Origin of the sequence: Chelativorans xinjiangensis, from assembly GCF_009812055.1 — a bacterium.
In the GTDB taxonomy this organism is placed as follows: Bacteria; Pseudomonadota; Alphaproteobacteria; order Rhizobiales; family Rhizobiaceae; genus Chelativorans; species Chelativorans xinjiangense.
Map to the genome: position 1 here is coordinate 19,208 of NZ_WQNH01000028.1, position 16,278 is coordinate 35,485.

15 protein-coding genes are annotated in these 16,278 nt (G+C 63.6%); 11 read left to right on the forward strand and 4 right to left on the reverse strand.

All coding sequences use genetic code 11. From position 1 onward, the window contains the following. Positions 1-49: 49 nt before the first annotated feature. Both GM910_RS16700 and ettA read right to left on the reverse strand, forming a co-directional pair. Complete coding sequence (locus GM910_RS16700) at positions 50-1,189, reverse strand: beta-ketoacyl-ACP synthase III (protein WP_246226195.1); 1,140 nt, start codon at positions 1,187-1,189, stop codon at positions 50-52. A 219-nt stretch (positions 1,190-1,408) separates the two neighbouring features. Then, positions 1,409-3,058 (reverse strand): energy-dependent translational throttle protein EttA, encoded by a 1,650-nt coding sequence (gene ettA, locus GM910_RS16705; RefSeq protein WP_159589225.1) that lies wholly within the window; start codon positions 3,056-3,058, stop codon positions 1,409-1,411. 119 nt (positions 3,059-3,177) lie between these two features. On the opposite strand from ettA, the gene GM910_RS16710 reads away from it, so the two are divergent. The 6 genes from GM910_RS16710 to GM910_RS16735 all read left to right on the forward strand — a co-directional run bounded on the left by GM910_RS16710 (position 3,178) and on the right by GM910_RS16735 (position 10,392). Then, entirely contained in the window at positions 3,178-4,113 is a 936-nt protein-coding gene (locus GM910_RS16710; RefSeq protein WP_425482699.1) for an alpha/beta fold hydrolase, read from the forward strand. 316 nt (positions 4,114-4,429) lie between these two features. Further along, positions 4,430-5,605, forward strand: a complete 1,176-nt coding sequence (locus tag GM910_RS16715; RefSeq protein WP_159589229.1) for a CaiB/BaiF CoA transferase family protein — start codon at positions 4,430-4,432, stop codon at positions 5,603-5,605. Then, complete coding sequence (locus tag GM910_RS16720; protein WP_159589231.1) at positions 5,602-7,251, forward strand: thiamine pyrophosphate-binding protein; 1,650 nt, start codon at positions 5,602-5,604, stop codon at positions 7,249-7,251. The genes GM910_RS16715 and GM910_RS16720 overlap by 4 nt, the downstream gene beginning before the upstream one ends. 291 nt (positions 7,252-7,542) lie before the next feature. Further along, positions 7,543-8,487 carry a YdcF family protein gene (locus GM910_RS16725; protein ID WP_159589233.1) on the forward strand — a complete coding sequence of 315 codons (945 nt, stop codon included), beginning with the start codon at positions 7,543-7,545 and terminating at the stop codon, positions 8,485-8,487. A gap of 309 nt (positions 8,488-8,796) precedes the next feature. Continuing rightward, entirely contained in the window at positions 8,797-9,924 is a 1,128-nt protein-coding gene (locus tag GM910_RS16730; protein ID WP_159589235.1) for a DUF262 domain-containing protein, read from the forward strand. Continuing rightward, entirely contained in the window at positions 9,925-10,392 is a 468-nt protein-coding gene (locus GM910_RS16735) for a HEPN domain-containing protein (RefSeq protein WP_159589237.1), read from the forward strand. It begins immediately after the preceding gene. Positions 10,393-10,479: 87 nt separating this feature from the next. Here GM910_RS16735 and GM910_RS16740 read toward each other — a convergent pair whose 3' ends face one another. Next, positions 10,480-10,680, reverse strand: coding sequence for a hypothetical protein (locus GM910_RS16740; protein ID WP_159589239.1), 201 nt, complete (start codon positions 10,678-10,680; stop codon positions 10,480-10,482). A 57-nt stretch (positions 10,681-10,737) separates the two neighbouring features. Continuing rightward, on the reverse strand, positions 10,738-11,352 hold the full coding sequence (locus GM910_RS16745; RefSeq protein WP_159589241.1) for a TetR family transcriptional regulator C-terminal domain-containing protein: 615 nt from the start codon (positions 11,350-11,352) through the stop codon (positions 10,738-10,740). A 209-nt stretch (positions 11,353-11,561) separates the two neighbouring features. On the opposite strand from GM910_RS16745, the gene aptA reads away from it, so the two are divergent. Genes aptA through hydA form a run of 5 tightly spaced genes read left to right on the forward strand, consistent with a single transcriptional unit; the run spans position 11,562 to position 16,249 of the window. Next, positions 11,562-12,890, forward strand: coding sequence for an omega-aminotransferase AptA (gene aptA, locus GM910_RS16750; RefSeq protein ID WP_159589243.1), 1,329 nt, complete (start codon positions 11,562-11,564; stop codon positions 12,888-12,890). A 10-nt stretch (positions 12,891-12,900) separates the two neighbouring features. Further along, a complete protein-coding gene (locus GM910_RS16755) occupies positions 12,901-14,151 on the forward strand; it encodes a Zn-dependent hydrolase (protein ID WP_159589245.1) in 1,251 nt (416 codons plus the stop codon). Between the two features lie 51 nt (positions 14,152-14,202). Further along, positions 14,203-14,418 (forward strand): antitoxin MazE-like protein, encoded by a 216-nt coding sequence (locus GM910_RS16760; protein ID WP_159589247.1) that lies wholly within the window; start codon positions 14,203-14,205, stop codon positions 14,416-14,418. Continuing rightward, on the forward strand, positions 14,418-14,783 hold the full coding sequence (locus tag GM910_RS16765) for a type II toxin-antitoxin system PemK/MazF family toxin (RefSeq protein WP_159589249.1): 366 nt from the start codon (positions 14,418-14,420) through the stop codon (positions 14,781-14,783). Before GM910_RS16760 ends, GM910_RS16765 begins: the two co-directional genes overlap by 1 nt. Positions 14,784-14,797: 14 nt before the next feature. Then, on the forward strand, positions 14,798-16,249 hold the full coding sequence (gene hydA / locus GM910_RS16770; RefSeq protein WP_159589251.1) for a dihydropyrimidinase: 1,452 nt from the start codon (positions 14,798-14,800) through the stop codon (positions 16,247-16,249). Positions 16,250-16,278 lie beyond the last annotated feature (29 nt).

The following is a 16,278-nucleotide window of genomic DNA, read 5'->3' on the forward strand; positions in this document are numbered from 1 at the left end:
GAATTCGCCGCGACAGGTGTCCGCCGCAGTAGAATTCCCAAGCGATCTCTCACATCATCCTGAGCAGCGCACCGCCGATGGAGTAGCCCGCCCCGAAGGCGCACAGGAGGCCGAAATCGCCGGCGTGCATGTCCTCGTGGTTTTCCTTGAGCGCCACGATGGCGCCGGCGGCGGCCGTGTTGCCGAGGCGTTCGAGCACGGTCGGCGCCCGGTCCTGGCCCACTTCCTTGCCGAAGGCGAGCTTGAGGATCATGGCGTTCATGCGGGCGTTGGCCTGGTGCAGCCAGAAGCGGCGGATGGTGCGCGGGGTGTGGCCGTGCTCGGCCAGGAAGTCGACGATGAACTGATGACCGGCCACCGTCACTTCCTTGAAGACCTTGTTGCCCACCTGCTTGATCATGTTGCCTTCCATCTCGAGCACGGAAGGGTTGTCCTGCGAGAGGCGGGCAAGGAAGCCGAAATTGGTGCGGATGTTGTTGGAGAACTGGGTCCAGCTGCGCGTGTCGACGATCTCGAAGCGGCCCGGCCGCTCTTCCCCCTCCTCCATGCCCTCGACGAGCACGGCGACGGATGCATCGCCGAAGATGAAGTGGGTCTGCCGGTCGCGGAAGTTCAGGAGCCCGGTGATCAGCTCCGGCGTGATCACCAGCACCCGCCGGTGCGCGCCGGTGCGCACAAGGTTTGTCGCCACATGCAGCCCGGCCAGCGCCGAGGAGCAGCCGAGCCCCATGTCGAAGGCCGCGCCTTGCGTCCCCAGCGCCTGCTGGATCTCGATGCCGACAGCCGGATAGGGCCGCTGGTGGTGCGCGGCGGAACAGATGACGAGGTCGACGTCGCCTGGGGACACCTCGGCATGGGCGAGCGCCTTTTGGGCCGCCTTGAGGCCGAACTCGGCCATCACCGACAATTCGTCGTCGCCGCGTGCGGGAATGTGCGGCGCCATGCGGTTCGGATCGAGGATGCCCTCGCGCTCGTAGACATGGCGGCGGCGGATGCCCGAGGCCTGGACGATGAAATCGGCATCCGAGCGCGGCAACGGCTCCTCGCCGCGCATCGCCCGCTTGGCGTTCTCCGCCTCCACCCAGGTATTGTAGGTGTCGACCAGTTCTTCGTTGGAAATGGAGGCCGGAGGGATTTCGACGCCGATGCCGCCGATCGCCACGCGGCTGAACGTCCTGCGCGCAGTCATCACCGCGAAATCCGTCGCCTCGCGCTCGCTCGTCCGCCGTAGCATGGTTTCGGCCTGCCTTCTTGCGTTACATCTTCACGCGCGGAGCCGACGAGGCGGCAGTCCCCGCTTCCTCCCGGGGCAATCGATACTATGAAAGAATAACTAAGGGAATGCGAATACGGCGTTATTCTGACCGGAAGACGCCGAAGCGGGCGGGCGACGCCCGCCCCGCAGCGCCTACCGGGTCAAGGGCTTATACGTCACCCGCTTCGGGTTGACGCTTTCCGGCCCCAGCCGGCGCACCTTGTCGGCCTCGTAGTCCTCGAAGTTGCCTTCGAACCATTCCACGTGGCTATCGCCCTCGAAGGCAAGGATATGCGTTGCCAGGCGGTCGAGGAACATGCGGTCGTGCGAGATGATGACGGCGCAGCCGGCGAAGTTTTCCAGCGCGTCCTCGAGGGCCGCCAGCGTCTCGGTGTCGAGGTCGTTGGTCGGCTCGTCGAGCAGGATGACGTTGCCGCCCTCCTTCAGGAGCTTGGCCATATGCACGCGGTTCCTCTGGCCGCCGGAAAGCGTGCCCACCTTCTGCTGCTGGTCGCCGCCCTTGAAGTTGAACGAGGAACAGTAGGCTCTGCTGTTCACCTCGTGCCTGCCGAGCTTGATGATGTCGTTGCCGCCGGAAATCTCCTCCCACACGGTCTTTTCGGGGTTGAGCGTGTCGCGGCTCTGGTCGACATAGCCGAGCTTGACCGTGTCGCCGATGCGGATTTCGCCGCCGTCGGGTGCCTCCTGCCCCGTCAGCATGCGGAACAGCGTCGTCTTGCCGGCGCCGTTGGGGCCGATCACGCCGACGATGCCGCCGGGCGGCAGCTTGAAGGAGAGGCCGTCGATCAGAAGGTGATCGCCATAGCCCTTGGAAAGCCCCTCGGCCTCGATCACCTGATTGCCCAGCCGCTCGCCGGCCGGAATGATGATCTGCGCGTCGCCCGGCCGCCGCTCGGAGGCCGACTGCACCAGTTCGTCATAGGCCCTGATGCGCGCCTTGGACTTGGCCTGCCGCGCCTTGGGGCTGGCGGCGATCCACTCGCGCTCGCGCGACAGCGCCTTGAGGCGGGTGGCCTCCTCGCGGCCCTCCTGCGCCATGCGCTTGGCCTTGGCCTCAAGATAGGCCGTGTAGTTGCCCTCGTAGGGAATGCCGCGCCCGCGGTCGAGCTCGAGGATCCAGCCCGTCACGTTGTCGAGGAAGTAGCGGTCGTGGGTGATGATGAGGACGGCGCCCGGATATTCGCGCAGGTGCTTTTCGAGCCACGCCGTCGTCTCGGCGTCCAGATGGTTGGTCGGCTCGTCGAGGAGTAAGAGGTCCGGCTGGCGCAGGAGGAGCTGGCACAGCGCCACGCGCCGCTTCTCGCCGCCCGACAGGTTGTCGACCGAGGCATTGCCCGGCGGGCAGCGCAAGGCCTCCATCGCCATCTCCACCTGGGAATCGAGGTCCCACAGGTTCTGGCTGTCGATCTTGTCCTGGAGCTCGGCCGCCTCGTCGGCCGTCTCGTCCGAATAGTTCATCATCAGTTCGTTGTAGCGGTCGAGGATGGCCTTCTTGGCCGCCACGCCCTCCATGACGTTGCCCATCACGTCGAGCGCCGGGTCGAGCTGCGGCTCCTGCGGCAGGTATCCGCACGTCGCCCCCTCGGCCAGCCACGCTTCGCCGGTGAACTCCGTGTCGAGGCCGGCCATTATCCTGAGCACGGTCGACTTGCCGGCGCCGTTCGGCCCGAGGATGCCGATCTTGGCATCTGGATAGAAGGAAAGGTGGACGTTTTCGAGAACCTTCTTGGCTCCGTAGGCCTTGCTGAGGCCGGCCATGTGGTAGATGAATTGGCGTGCCATGAGGGCCGTCGCGCTCCGTTAAGGTGTGGGTTGGGAAAGATGAATTCGCCCGCGTATTTAGGCGAAACGCGGCCGCGGGGCAATGCGGGAAACGCGGCGAAGGGGCCAAGGGGATGGGGATACAATTCGACGCCGCGACGACGCTGGAGACACCGACGGGTGCCGCCCTCCGCCTCTACGTCCAGCGGCCCGAGGGCGAGCCGCGGGGTATCGTCCAGATCAACCACGGTCTTGCCGAACACGCCGCCCGCTACGCCCGCTTCGCCGCCTTCCTCGCCGGCCGCGGCTTCGCAGCTTACGCGCACGATCACCGTGGCCATGGCCGCACGAAGGCGCCGGGAGCGCCGCTCGGCTCCTTCGGGCCGGAGCCAGCGGCGGACAAGGTGCTTGCCGACGTTCTGGCCGTTAACGAACGCATCGCTGCCGACTATCCCGGCCTGCCCGTCATCCTCTTCGGCCACTCCATGGGCGCCATGATCGCGCTTACCTTCCTCATGCGCCACGCCGATCGCATAGCCGCCGCCGCTCTGTGGAACATGCCGCTCGCCAGCCGGCCGGAGGCGCGCGCGGCAAAGCTCCTACTCGCCTGGGAGCGCTTCCGGCTTGGCTCCGACGTGCCCTCCCGCCTCATGCCGCGCCTCACTTTCCGCGCCTGGGCGAAGGCCTTTCCCGATGCCCGCACGCCCTTCGACTGGCTGTCGCGGGACTCAGGAGAAGTGGAAAAATACATCGCCGACCCGCTCTGCGGCTGGGACGCCACGGTGGGCATGTGGCGCGGGGTCTTCGACTTCAACCTGATGGCCGCCGACGACCGGGCGCTCGCTTCAATTCCCAAACCCTTGCCCATCCAACTCGTCGGCGGCGCCGCCGACCCCGCCACCGCCGGTGGCATAGCACTGAAAAGGCTCGAACGGCGCCTCCGGCGAGCCGGCTTTTCGAATCTGGAAACAAGCATTTATCCCGAAACCCGGCACGAATCGCTCAACGAGTTGAACCGGGAGATCATCATGGAGGATTTCGCGCGCTGGGTGGGTCGGGCTGTTGCTCCAGCCTAGTTTGCGATTTACCGCCGCGCCGCTTCGCGCCCCCCTCTGTCCTGCCGGACATCCCCCCACGAGGGGGGAGATTGGCTGTCATCGTCGCTTCCGCCAATCTTCCAACGCTGCAGAAGAGGCGAGATATCAATGAAGGGATGATCTCCCCCCATGTGGGGGAGATGTCCGGCAGGACAGAGGGGGGCACGAAGGGGCGCCGCTTTTCCGGCAAACCGCCCCGACATCCGCCGCAGATTGCCGCTCGACTCCGACATGCCTTCCAGGGCGTGGCAAGTTCTGCTAGGCACCGGTCGTCGTCACAGGAGCATCCCCTTTCATGGCCGAACCCCCGCTCAAAGGCATTCGCGTCGTCGAACTGGCGCGCATCCTTGCCGGCCCCTGGGCCGGGCAACAGCTCGCCGATCTCGGCGCCGACGTCATCAAGGTGGAAAACCCGAACGGCGGCGACGATACGCGCCGCTGGGGCCCGCCCTTCGTGACGGGCAGGGACGGCGAGAACCTTTCGGCCGCCTATTACCACGCCACCAACCGGGGAAAGCGCTCCATCGCGCTCGATTTCGCGGAAGCGGACGACCGCGCCACGCTCCTGAAGCTCATCGCCTCGGCGGATGTGCTGATCGAGAACTTCAAGCTCGGCGGCCTGAAGAAATACGGCCTCGACTACGACAGCCTGAAGGCGCTCAACCCGCGCCTCGTCTACTGCTCCATCACCGGCTTCGGCCAGGACGGGCCCTATGCCCCGCGCGCCGGCTACGACTTCATCATCCAGGGCATGTCTGGGCTGATGTCGATCACCGGCCCCGCCGACGGCGAGCCGCAGAAGGTGGGCGTGGCCGTCTCCGACATCTTCACGGGCCTCTACGCCGTCATCGCCATCCAGGCCGCGCTCCGCCACGCCGAGCGGACGGGCGAAGGCCAGTTCATCGACATGGCGCTCTTCGATGCGCAGATCTCCGTGCTCGCCAACCAGAACCTGAACTACCTGGTCTCCGGCAACGCGCCGACCCGCATGGGCAACGCCCACCCCAACATTTGCCCCTACGAAGTGTTCGAGGTGGCGGACGGCCATTTCGTCCTTGCGGTCGGCAACGACGCGCAGTTCGCCCGCTTCTGCGCGGTCATCGGCGCGGAACATCTGACGGGCGATACGGATTTTTCGACCAACGCGGCGCGCGTCGCCAACCGCGAGCGCCTGCGCGGCGAGATCGCACCGAGGCTGAAGACATTCGCCCGCGAGGCGCTGCTCGAAAAGCTCGACGCGGCCGGCGTGCCGGCAAGCCCGATCAACACCATCGAGGAGATGTTCGCCGACCCGCAGACCATTGCGCGCGGCATGCACATCGACCTTGACGACGGGCACGGCAATACCCTGCCCTCGGTGCGCGCGCCCATGCGCCTGTCGGGAACGCCGCTTGTCTACGACCGGCCTTCCCCGCGGCTGGGGGAGCACAGCCAAGAAATCCTGCGCGAACTGGAAGAGAGGAAGCCATGAAGACGGGCGGACAGCTTATCGTCGAGGCACTTGAGGCGAACGGCGTCGACCGGCTCTATTGCGTGCCGGGCGAAAGCTATCTCGCCGTGCTCGACGCGCTCCACGATTCCGATATCCGCACCATCGTCTGCCGCCAGGAAGGCGGCGCGGCGATGATGGCGGACTGCCACGGCCGGCTCACCGGCCGGCCCGGCATCTCATTCGTCACCCGCGGCCCCGGCGCCACCAACGCGTCGGCCGGCGTCCACATCGCCATGCAGGATTCCAACCCGATGATCCTCTTCATCGGCCAGGTGGCGCGCGGGATCAAGGAGCGCGAAGCCTTCCAGGAGGTGGATTACAAGGCTTTTTACGGCTCCATGGCGAAGTGGGTGGTGGAGATCGACGATGCCGCCCGCATCCCCGAGCTTGTCACCCGCGCCTTCGCGGTCGCCACCTCCGGCCGCCCCGGCCCGGTGGTCGTCTCGCTGCCCGAGGACATGCTGACCGACGCGGTGGAGGCGCCCGCCGCCCTGCCCTTCACGCCGGTCGAGACACGGCCGGGCGCGGAAGAGATGGAAAGGCTGGCGGCGCTTCTGGCCGACGCCGAGCGGCCCTTCGTCATCCTGGGCGGCACGCGCTGGAGCGAGGAGGCGGTGAAAGAGATGTGCGCGGCGCTCAAGCGCTGGGCGCTTCCCGCGGGCTGCTCCTTCCGCCGCCAGACGCTCTGCGACCAGTTGCATTCCTGCTATGCCGGGGACATCGGCATCGGCATCAATCCCAAGCTCGGCCAGTACATCAAGGAGGCCGACCTCGTGCTTCTCGTCGGCTGCCGCTTCGGCGAAATGCCATCTTCCGACTACACGCTGGTAAAGAGCCCCTACCCCGACCAGAAGCTGGTCCACGTCTATCCCGACCCGCACGAGCTCGGACGGGTCTACCGCCCCACGCTCGCCATCAACGCCACTCCCGCGTCTTTCGCCGCCGCATTCGCACAGCTCCCCCCGCCCGCCGGCCCGGCCTGGGCGCCTTTGACGGAGGAGTTGCACCAATCCTACCTTGAATGGTCGACCCCGCCTTCCACCGGCCCCGGCCCGGTGAAGATGGGCCCGATCATGGCGTGGCTGGAAGAAAACCTGCCCGAAGACGCGATCCTCACCAACGGCGCCGGCAACTACGCCACCTGGCTGCACCGCTTCCACCGCTTCCGCCGCTTCAACAGCCAGGCGGCACCCACCTCGGGCTCCATGGGCTACGGCACGCCGGCGGCGGTGGCGGCGAAGGACCTCTTCCCGGAGCGCGAGGTGATCGCCTTCGCCGGCGACGGCTGCTTCCTCATGAACGGCCAGGAATTCGCCACCGCCGTGCAATACGGCCTGCCCATCATCGTCGTCGTCGTCAACAACGGCACCTACGGCACCATCCGCATGCACCAGGAGCGCAACTACCCCGGCCGCGTCTCCGCCACGGACTTGCATAACCCCGATTTCGCGGCGCTGGCCCGCGCCTATGGCGGGCACGGGGAGACGGTGGAGACGACGGAGGAGTTTGCGGGAGCCTTCGAGCGCGCGCGGGCGAGCGGCAAGCCGGCGATCATCGAGGTGAAGCTGGACGCCGAGGCGATCACGCCGACGAAGACGCTGACGGAGATTAGAGAGGGGCGGTAGAGCAACTCCAGGAAAAGTGGGAACCGGTTTCCCGTCCGCAATTGCGACAAACAAGGAGAGAACGCGAACCGGAAGGGGCCCGGATCCGCTTCGAGCGAGGCCCCACCGGCAGCGGCGCTCGCTGCTCCGGCTTATACCAAATCGACCCGAGTGGGTACTCGGCTCGACCGTATGGTCAGGTTACCCGGTCGCACCGGCTCTGGCATGCTCATCGGACCGGGCGATTTGTCCTCCAACGAAATGCCGCGATCCGCTCACGGAGCTGTCGACAGCGTACCCTCGGACCCGCACGTGTTCTTCGTTCTTTCAAAGCTTTTCTCGGCCTTGACGTTCCCATCCAATCTGATTGGTCTGACGGCACTCCTGGGCCTTGTGTTCCTTGCGTTCCGCTGGAGGAAGGCGGGGGGATTTCTCCTGGTCACGGCGGCCGTTCTGCTGCTCGTCATTGGATGGTCGCCTATCGGAAGCCTCGCCTTGCTCGCGCTGGAAAACAGGTTTCCACGGCCCGCCATCGAGGGTTCCGTGACGGGCATTATCGTTCTCGGCGGACAAATCGATACCGACATCTCGCAAGACCGCCAGACGGTCGCCTTGACCGATGCAGCCGAGCGGCTCACGAAAACGGCCGAATTAAGCCGCCTCCATCCCGATGCCAGGATTCTCATTTCGGGCGGGATCGGCGACCTGTTGCTTGAGCAAGGGAAATCGGAAGCCGCCCTTGCACGCGACCTTCTTGTTGAAATCGGTGTTCCGCGGGAGCGGATCGAACTCGAAGAGCGCTCGCGAAACACCTGTGAGAATGCAGTCGAGAGCAAGGTTGTGGCAAAGCCCGAGCCAGGGGCGACATGGTTGCTCGTCACATCCGCCTTTCATATGCCAAGGGCAGTCGCCTGTTTCCGCGCCGCCGGCTTTTCAGCAACCCCCTATCCCGTGGATTATCTCGTCCGGCGGTCCGACATGAAGCGCCCGGCACCTTCGATATCCGTTGGGCTGTACCTTGCGGATATAGCCGCCCACGAATGGATTGGGCTCCTGGCCTATCACCTTGCCAAGGGAACCGAGCTTTTCCCCCGCGCTTATGGCGGGCACGGGGAGACGGTGGAGAGGGCGGAGGAGTTTGCGGGAGCCTTCGAACGCGCGCCGGCGAGCGGCAAGCCGGCGATCATCGAGGTGAAGCTGGACCCGGAGGCGATTACGCCGACGAACACGCTGACGGAGATACGGGAGGGGCGGTAGGCGGCATTGGTGACGCGAAGCCTACCGGAAGCTACCCGCCCTTCCTCGTGTGACACGCCGCTCCGATGGCGACCGAAGGGTGGGTAGATTGTCGGCCTTTTGATCCTGAGCCGCCCTTCGTCGGGCGAAGTCCTACGACAAGCCATGGACCCCAAAAAGCAGACAACCACAAGGCATGCCGGTTCTTAGATGAAATGGGCTCGACTGCGGGAACTAATCCTGCTTCGTTAGGAGTTGCTCGCTAGCATTGCCGCACCACCAGACGACAACCTAGACAGCTCTATCCCTGTCCCAAAGAGAACGCCTAATATGAGCCAGTCAACCGAAGACCAGCAGACAGAAGTCGACCAGCCGATAGAAATCGAGGACGAGTATAAACTCGGTCTCGAGGCTGGCGTGGACGACGAGAGCGCGGAAGAAGCGACCAGCGCCAGCTTTACCATCACCAGCTACGGCGCTGACTATCCCGTTGATACGCTGGTCAAACGAATGAAAGGTGAGGCGTTTTTCATCCCGAAGTTCCAGCGCAATTTCGTCTGGTCGCAAAGGCACGCTTCTCGTTTCATCGAATCGCTGCTGATGGGGCTGCCGGTGCCGGGGATATTCCTCTATAAAGAGGCTGAGACCGGAAGACACCTTGTTGTTGATGGTCAGCAGCGTTTACGCACGCTCCAGTACTTCTATAGCGGCGTCTTTCTCGAGAAGGCGTTTCGCCTCGTAGGTGTAAGAAAGGAGTGGGAAGGCAAAAGCTATCAAGAGCTAGAGACCAATGAGCAATTGAAGCTTGATGACTCCATTGTGCATGCGACGGTCTTTCAACAGGACCAGCCTAAAAACTCGCTCAAGAGCCTCTATTTCGTTTTCGAGCGTATCAACTCTGGCGGCATCCGCTTATCACCGCAGGAAATCCGCAATTGTATTAGCGAAAGTGCGGTGCTTGACGTTGTGCGTGTGTTGAACGACGACGTCAACTGGCGGGCAATCTTTGGCGAAAAGAGGAACAGCCGCCTCAAGGACCAAGAGCTAGTCCTGCGAGCATTAGCGATGATCCACGACCGGTCCAACTATTCTGCGCCAATGCGCGATTTCTTAAACGACTTTGCCTATGACGAAGAAAAGAAAGTGACGTCAGTTATTCTTGAGGAGTTGGAAAGGCTTTTCAAAGTCTCGATGGAGATTATCAACAAGGCCAAGGGGAAATCGGCTTTTCGACCAATCCGCGCGCTGAACGCTGCTGTCTTTGAGGCGGTCGTGGTCGGCATCGCGGAACGTGTTCGTGCAGGCGGACAGGATCCCGACTTAGTTAAAGTCGGAGCGGAATATGACAAGCTATTGCTTAACAATGATTTTATGAAGGCGTCAAACAGCGCTACGGCCACCGAGGAGTCGGTCAAGACGCGCCAGCGTTTGGCTGTAGAGGCATTTGCGAGCACCTAAATGTCTTTGGCAATCGAAAGCCGTTTCCGCGAGGTGGAGAAGCTTGTCGTCGCAGCGCAAGCCAAGGGTTTGGATCCCGAGGTCGCAGCCTACTACTGCAAGCTTGGATGCGTGATGATCTGTGGTGCGGTCGAGCGTTCGGTTGAGATTCTTATTACCGAGCGCGTAGGCAACAGGTCTGCGCCGCAGGTCAACTCCTTTCTAAAATCATTTTTCAAACGCGGCACGAATTATCACTGCGAGGAGATTTTAGAGCTTCTATACAAATTCGACAGTAGCTGGGGCCACAAATTCAAAGAATTTATTGCCAAAAATGATCAAATAAAAAGTGGTGTTTTATCATGCTATGCTATAAGAAACTCTATAGCTCATGGTGGAACGCAATCGCTAGGACCGAATATCCTTAAGCAGTATTTTGAAAACTCGTTTAGCCTTATCGCTGAATTGGAAAAACTGCTACGCTCCTGAGCGCGCGAAATTTCTCTCGGCGATTGTGCTGACCGCCTTCGGCAGGCTTCCATATGCTTCCCAGAATTCGAGTGCAGCAAAAATGCGTCACAACGGTCTGGTACGCCCGGCACGGTGGGCGGTAATCGCCTTTTCACCGAGGGCGTCCAGCTTACCGGAGGCCGCATCGGCCTCAATCTGCGAATCCCAGCGCGCGGCATCAAACGCTTCGAACCATTCACGAAAGCGGCGCAATTCCTGCGCGTCGAGCGCCTCGATCTCTTTTTCAATTCTTTCCAGCTTCGTCATGATCAGTGGTCCCAGGCTCACGAAAACATAGCACGGCGTGCGCCGAACGAAACGCCCTCACCCCAGAAACAACCCCTCCAGAAACGTCGCCGCGTCCTCGAACCTTCCCTCCCCGCCCTTGTCCGGCCCCAGCACCGCGCGCACCTGCACGTCGAAGTCCGCATAGTGCTGGGTCGTCGCCCAGATGGCGAAGATGAAGTGGTGGGGGTCGGTTTTCTTCAGCCGCCCCTGGCGGATCCATTCGCGGATGATCTCGGCCTTCTCGTCCACCAGTTCCTTCAGTTCCCCCTCCAGCAGCGGCAGGATGCGCGGGGCGCCTTGCAGGATCTCGTTGGCGAAGAGGCGGCTTTCGCGCGGGAAGTCGCGGGCCATCTCGATCTTGCGGCGGATGTAGGAGCGGATTTCGGTGACCGGGTCCCCGTCCGCGTCCATCTCGCGCAAGGGGGCGAGCCAGGCTTCCATCAGCCGGTCGATGAGGGTGACGAAGATCGCCTCCTTGCTCTTGAAGTAGTAGAGGAGGTTGGGCTTCGACATGCCCGCGGCCTCGGCGATCTGGTCGATGGTCGCGCCGCGGAAACCGTGCTGGGCGAAGACCTCCAGTGCCGCTTCCAGGATGAGTTCGCGCTTCTCGCGCTGGATGCGCGTGCTCCTCGGCTTCGTCGGCTTATCCATCGTCTCGGCCCCGCCTTCCTCGCCCCTCCCTGGCCCAGCGCATCGCCGGAGGCTGGAGCGCCAAGCCGTGGGCTGAAAACCCTAGAATGGTCTTGACCGCCCGAATGGCGGTGTTAACGTTTGTCCAAACGGTCAAAAATTGCGTATCACACCTTCGCCAAGAATACCAAGCTTGACCGGGACAAGGGGAATATAACGGAGGCTTGGTCATGTCCAACCGGCTTAGCGTAAAGCCGAACGATCTCAGTGCATTCTGGATGCCGTTCACGGCGAACCGGCAGTTCAAGCAGGCACCGCGCATGCTGGTGGCGGCGAAGGACATGCATTATACAGCCGATGACGGCCGCAGGATACTGGACGGCACGGCGGGGCTGTGGTGCGTCAACGCCGGCCACTGCCGGCCGAGGATCACCGAAGCGATCCAGCACCAGGCGGCCGAGCTCGACTATGCGCCGGCCTTCCAGATGGGCCATCCGATCGTCTTCGAGTTCGCCAACCGGCTGGTCGACATGGCGCCGGAAGGCATGGACCATGTCTTCTTCACCAATTCCGGCTCCGAGTCGGTCGACACGGCGCTGAAGATCGCGCTTGCCTACCACCGGGCGAAGGGCGACGGCTCCCGCTTCCGCCTCATCGGCCGCGAGCGCGGCTATCACGGGGTGAATTTCGGCGGCATCTCCGTCGGCGGCATCGTTTCCAACCGCAAGATGTTCGGCACGCTTTTGACCGGCGTCGACCACCTGGCGCACACCCACCTGCCGGCCAAGAACGCCTTCACCCGCGGCGAGCCTGCGCACGGCGCGGACCTGGCGGACGAATTGGAGCGCATCGTCACGCTGCACGATGCCTCAACGATAGCCGCCGTCATCGTCGAGCCGGTGGCCGGCTCGACGGGCGTGCTGATCCCGCCCAAGGGGTACCTGAAGCGCCTGCGCGAGATTTGCGACAAGCACGGCATCCTGTTGATCTTCGACGAGGTGATCACCGGCTTCGGCCGCCTCGGCACGCCTTTTGCGGCCGATTATTTCGACGTCGTGCCCGACATCATGACCACCGCCAAGGGCGTTACCAACGGCGTCATCCCGATGGGCGCGGTGTTCGTGAAGAAGGAGATCCATGACGCCTTCATGGCCGGGCCGGAGCACCTGATCGAGTTCTTCCACGGCTACACCTATTCGGGCAACCCGATCGCCTCTGCCGCCGGCATCGCCACGCTGGAGACCTACAAGGAGGAGGGCCTTCTTACCCGCGGCGCCGAGCTCGGCCCCTACTGGGAAGACGCGCTCCATTCGCTCAAGGACGCGCCGCACGTCATCGACATCCGCAACATCGGCCTCGTCGGCGCCGTCGAATTGGAGGCGATCCCCGGCCAGCCGACCAAGCGCGCCTTCTCCGCCTTCCTGAAGGCCTTCGAGAAGGGCGTGCTCATCCGCACCACGGGCGACATCATCGCGCTCTCGCCGCCGCTCATCATCGAGAAGGGCCAGATCGACGAGATCGTCGACTGCCTGCGCGGCGTGCTGAACGAAATCGAATAGGGGAACGGACATGGCTGCACCGGGCGAAAACCTGAGGATCAACGCGGATCGTCTTTGGGATGCGATCCACGAGATGGCCAAGATCGGTCCCGGCGTCGCCGGCGGCAACAACCGGCAGACCGTGACCGACGAGGACGGCGAAGGCCGCCACCTCTTCAAGCGCTGGTGCGAGGAAGCCGGCATGAGCGTGGCCGTCGACGAGATGGGCACCATGTTCGCCCGGCGCGAGGGGACGGACCCGGACGCGCTGCCAGTCTATGTCGGCTCCCACCTCGACACGCAGCCGACCGGCGGCCGTTACGACGGCGTTCTGGGCGTGCTCGGCGGGCTGGAGATCGTGCGCAGCTTGAACGACCTCGGCATCAAGACGAAGCACCCCATCATCGTCACCAACTGGACCAACGAGGAGGGCACGCGCTTCGCGCCCGCCATGCTCGCCTCCGGCGTCTTCGCCGGCGTCATCGACCGCGACTGGGCCTATGACCGGCGGGACAAGGAGGGCAAGCGCTTCGGCGACGAACTGGAGCGCATCGGCTGGAAGGGCGAGGAGCCGGTGGGCGGCCGCAAGATGAAGGCCTTCTTCGAACTGCACATCGAGCAGGGGCCGATCCTCGAGGCGGAAGAGATCGACATCGGCGTCGTCACCCACGGCCAGGGCCTGCGCTGGATCGAGTGCACCGTGACCGGCAAGGGCAGCCACACCGGCTCGACACCCATGCCCATGCGCAAGAATGCCGGCCGGGGCCTCGCGCAGATCACCGAGCTCGTGCACGAGATCGCCATGAAGCACCAGCCGAACGCCGTCGGCGCCATCGGCCAGATCGACGTCTACCCCAACTCGCGCAACATCATCCCGGAAAAGGTGGTCTTCACCATCGATTTCCGCAGCCACCTGATCAACACGCTGGAGGCCATGGTGGCCGAGTTTGAGGAAAAGGCGCCCGGCATCTGCGAGGCCCTCGGCTGCAGCTTCGAAAGCACCATCGCCGGCCGGTTCGACCCGCCGGCCTTCAATGAGACCTGCGTGAAGGCGATCCGCGACGCCGCCGAACGCCTCGGCTACTCCCACCGCAACATTGTCTCCGGCGCCGGCCACGACGCCTGCTGGATCAACCGCGTGGCCCCGACGGCAATGGTCATGTGCCCCTGCGTGGATGGGCTGTCGCACAACGAGGCGGAGGAGATTTCCAAGGAATGGGCGCAGGCGGGCGCGGACGTGCTGTTTCACGCGGTGGTGGAGACGGCGGAGATTGTTGAATGAGGGTGCATAAGGTCGGATAATGGGCTGAAAAGCATTCAACAGGAGGCCACCATGGGCCGACCGAGAGGATTGACGAAGGAAGAGCGCGAAGAGCTGCTGGCCAAGGGTTACAAGCCGGTGGAGATTTGGGTGCCGGACGTCGACTCCGAGGCATTTTGGAAGGCCTTGGAAAGGGAAGGAGAGGCTATTCGCGAGTCCGACCGGAGGTCGCACATGGACAAGGTCCTTGAGGCATTCCTCGAAGACGTCTGGGACGATCTCGACTGATGGTCCGTGGCAGCGTGGTGCTTGTTTCGGCAAAGGGGGATTATGGGAAACCCCGTCCTGCCGTTATCGTGCAGGACACGCGGATGGAAAAGATCATCGGCAGCATCACTGTTTGCTTTCTGACGACGGATCTGACGGACGAAAACGGCGTCCTGCGGGTCGACATCGGGCCGGATGCCCTGAACGGTCTTCGTCAAAAATCGCAAGTTCAGGTCGAGAAGCTGATGACGTTCCCACGCGACAAGGTGAGAGGTCCAATCGGCCAGCTCGATCAACTGCAAATGCGCGCCGTGGATATCGGATTGCTGGTGCATCTGGGCTTGGCTGCCCAGCTTGATGCACCGACGCCACGGCGAGGGCGATAAGGGGAACAAAAACAATGTCCAAAGTCATCAAGAACGGCACCATCGTCACAGCCGACCGCACGTGGAAGGCGGACGTCCTCATCAAGCACGACAAGATCGTCGGCATCGGCCCGGACCTTCACGCCGACCACGAGATCGACGCCACCGGCTGCTATGTCATGCCCGGCGGCATCGACCCGCACACGCATCTGGAGATGCCCTTCATGGGCACCTACTCCTCGGACGATTTCGAGAGCGGCACGCGCGCTGCCGTCTCCGGCGGCACCACCATGGTGGTCGATTTCTGCCTCCCCTCGCCCGGCCAGTCGCTGCTCGAGGCGATCCAGATGTGGGACAACAAGTCCACCAAGGCTACCTGCGACTACTCCTTCCACATGGCGATCACCTGGTGGAGCGAAGAGGTCTTCAACGAGATGGCCGAGGTGGTGGACCGCGGCATCACCTCCTTCAAGCACTTCATGGCCTATAAGGGCGCGCTGATGGTGGACGACGACGAGATGTATGCGTCCTTCCAGCGCTGCGCCGAGCTTGGCGCCCTTCCCCTTGTCCACGCCGAAAACGGCGACGTGGTGGCAGGGCTCCAGGCAAAGCTCATGGCCGCCGGCAACGACGGCCCGGAGGCGCACGCCTATTCCCGTCCGCCGGAGGTGGAGGGCGAGGCCACCAACCGCGCTATCATGATCGCCGACATGGCCGGCAGCCCGCTCTACGTGGTGCACACCTCCTGCGAGCAGGCGCATGAAGCCATCCGCCGCGCCCGCCAGAAGGGCATGCGCGTCTATGGCGAGCCGCTGATCCAGCATCTGGTGCTGGACGAGAGCGAATACGCGAACCCCGACTGGGACCACGCCGCCCGCCGCGTCATGTCGCCCCCCTTCCGCAACAAGCTGCACCAGGATTCGCTCTGGGCCGGCCTGCAGGCGGGCTCCCTACAGGTGGTGGCCACCGACCACTGCGCCTTCACCACCGAGCAGAAGCGCTTCGGTGTGGGCGACTTCACCAAGATCCCCAACGGCACGGGCGGCCTTGAGGACCGGATGCCGGTTCTGTGGACCTATGGCGTCAACACCGGCCGGCTGACCATGAACGAGTTCGTCGCCGTCACCTCGACCAACAGCGCCAAGATCCTCAACATGTACCCGAAGAAGGGCGCCATCGTCGAAGGGGCGGACGCCGATATCGTGGTGTGGGACCCCAATGCGGAAAAGACCATCTCCGCCGAGAACCAGCAGTCTGCGATCGACTACAACGTCTTCGAAGGCTTGCACGTCAAGGGCCTGCCGAAGACGGTGCTGTCGCGCGGCGAGATCGTCGTCGAGGACGGGGTGGTCAGGCCGAAGCCCGGCCATGGCGAGTTCGTGGCGCGCGAAGCCAACGCCCCCGTCAACCGGGCGCTGTCGAAGTGGAAAGAGGTGACTGCACCGCGCAAGGTCGAGCGGGCCGGCATCCCGGCGAGCGGGGTATGATAAGCGCAGGCAGATCCCCCTCCCCCTTG

Bases quoted from the DNA above. Each gene is read 5' to 3' on its own strand.
- GM910_RS16740 (WP_159589239.1), bottom strand. From the start codon at position 10,680: ATGACGAAGCTGGAAAGAATTGAAAAAGAGATCGAGGCGCTCGACGCG.
- GM910_RS16715 (WP_159589229.1), top strand. From the start codon at position 4,430: ATGGCCGAACCCCCGCTCAAAGGCATTCGCGTCGTCGAACTGGCGCGC.
- GM910_RS16730 (WP_159589235.1), top strand. From the start codon at position 8,797: ATGAGCCAGTCAACCGAAGACCAGCAGACAGAAGTCGACCAGCCGATA.
- GM910_RS16720 (WP_159589231.1), top strand. From the start codon at position 5,602: ATGAAGACGGGCGGACAGCTTATCGTCGAGGCACTTGAGGCGAACGGC.
- GM910_RS16745 (WP_159589241.1), bottom strand. From the start codon at position 11,352: ATGGATAAGCCGACGAAGCCGAGGAGCACGCGCATCCAGCGCGAGAAG.
- GM910_RS16760 (WP_159589247.1), top strand. From the start codon at position 14,203: ATGGGCCGACCGAGAGGATTGACGAAGGAAGAGCGCGAAGAGCTGCTG.
- GM910_RS16755 (WP_159589245.1), top strand. From the start codon at position 12,901: ATGGCTGCACCGGGCGAAAACCTGAGGATCAACGCGGATCGTCTTTGG.
- hydA (WP_159589251.1), top strand. From the start codon at position 14,798: ATGTCCAAAGTCATCAAGAACGGCACCATCGTCACAGCCGACCGCACG.
- GM910_RS16735 (WP_159589237.1), top strand. From the start codon at position 9,925: ATGTCTTTGGCAATCGAAAGCCGTTTCCGCGAGGTGGAGAAGCTTGTC.
- aptA (WP_159589243.1), top strand. From the start codon at position 11,562: ATGTCCAACCGGCTTAGCGTAAAGCCGAACGATCTCAGTGCATTCTGG.
- ettA (WP_159589225.1), bottom strand. From the start codon at position 3,058: ATGGCACGCCAATTCATCTACCACATGGCCGGCCTCAGCAAGGCCTAC.
- GM910_RS16700 (WP_246226195.1), bottom strand. From the start codon at position 1,189: ATGACTGCGCGCAGGACGTTCAGCCGCGTGGCGATCGGCGGCATCGGC.
- GM910_RS16765 (WP_159589249.1), top strand. From the start codon at position 14,418: ATGGTCCGTGGCAGCGTGGTGCTTGTTTCGGCAAAGGGGGATTATGGG.